The sequence below is a fragment of the Vibrio sp. Vb0888 genome (assembly GCF_033338835.1).
GTDB lineage: Bacteria > Pseudomonadota > Gammaproteobacteria > Enterobacterales > Vibrionaceae > Vibrio > Vibrio alginolyticus.
Genome location: NZ_JAWOTL010000215.1, coordinates 1 through 1191 on the forward strand (window position 1 = coordinate 1; position 1191 = coordinate 1191).

The following is a 1191-nucleotide window of genomic DNA, read 5'->3' on the forward strand; positions in this document are numbered from 1 at the left end:
TATTTCGTACTCCAGTTCGAATTGCGAAAGTTTACCCGTTGAGACGATGTGAAAACAAGACTAGGATGAATGCAGTTCAATTAAAGGAGAAAACCCATGGTTGCAAAAGTTGTGACTGCACCAAATGGCCCTGAATTTTCAGAGCTAGTTCAAGGATATTGGCGTGCGGCAGATTGGGGAATGACGGCTCAAGAGCGTTTGTCATTTCTTAAGCAACATATTGAGTTAGGGATCACTACGGTCGATCACGCAGACATTTACGGTAACTACGAATGTGAAGCGTTGTTTGGTGAAGCGTTAGCTTTGGATAAAAGCGTACGTGACCAAATCCAGATCGTGACCAAATGTGACATTAATTTGTGTGGTGACAAAACACCTGAACGCAAAATTAATCACTACGACACAAGTTCTGCACACATTTACCAATCAGTGAACAACTCACTTGAGCGCTTAAATGTGGATGAAATCGATGTGCTATTGCTCCATCGTCCAGATGTATTGATGGATGCTGATGAAGTTGCGGAAGCATTCACGGAGCTGCACAAAGTAGGTAAAGTGAAGCACTTTGGTGTGTCTAACTTTACGCCGCGTCAGTTCGAATTGCTGCAATCGCGCCTTGGTAAACCTCTTGTGACTAACCAAGTGGAAATCAACCCGCTTAATTTTGAGGTTGCGCACGATGGAACGCTAGACCAAATGCAAATGTTGCGCACGCGTCCAATGGCTTGGTCTTGTTTAGGTGGCGGCTCAATCTTCAGTGGGGAAAGCGAGCAAGCGATTCGCGTTCGTAACGAGCTAGAAGCGATTCGTGAAGAAGTGGGTGCGACCAGCATTGACCAAGTTATTTACGCTTGGGTACGTCGCTTGCCATCTAAGCCAATTCCAATCATTGGTTCAGGGAAAATTGAGCGTGTGCAAACGGCCGTGAATGCACTGAATATCGAATTGACTCGCGAGCAATGGTATCGAGTTTGGGTTGCTTCGAAAGGTCACGGTGTGCCATAGAAAGCGCATTAGCATCGTGATTTTACTTAAGGCATCTTATTAGATGCCTTTTTGATGTTTCCTCTTTCCTTCACTTTAGCAAGTAACGAACTTTTTCTCGGTTTTCTGGAGCTTAGATAAACGCAACCCTATGCGTATCAAGGGTTGAGAATGGTCAGTAGGCTTTGTTCGATGTCACTAAATCGA

1 protein-coding gene is annotated in these 1191 nt (G+C 44.8%); it reads left to right on the plus strand.

Going from position 1 to position 1191, the window contains the following annotated elements; translation table 11 throughout:
- The first annotated feature begins 96 nt into the window (after nucleotides 1-96).
- Nucleotides 97-1005, plus strand: a complete 909-nt coding sequence (locus R7P72_RS25125) for an aldo/keto reductase family oxidoreductase (RefSeq protein ID WP_318110975.1) — start codon at nucleotides 97-99, stop codon at nucleotides 1003-1005.
- Nucleotides 1006-1191: the final 186 nt, after the last annotated feature.

What these genes read in the sequence shown, in the direction of transcription:
- R7P72_RS25125 (WP_318110975.1), top strand. Translation starts at nt 97, where the DNA reads ATGGTTGCAAAAGTTGTGACTGCACCAAATGGCCCTGAATTTTCAGAG.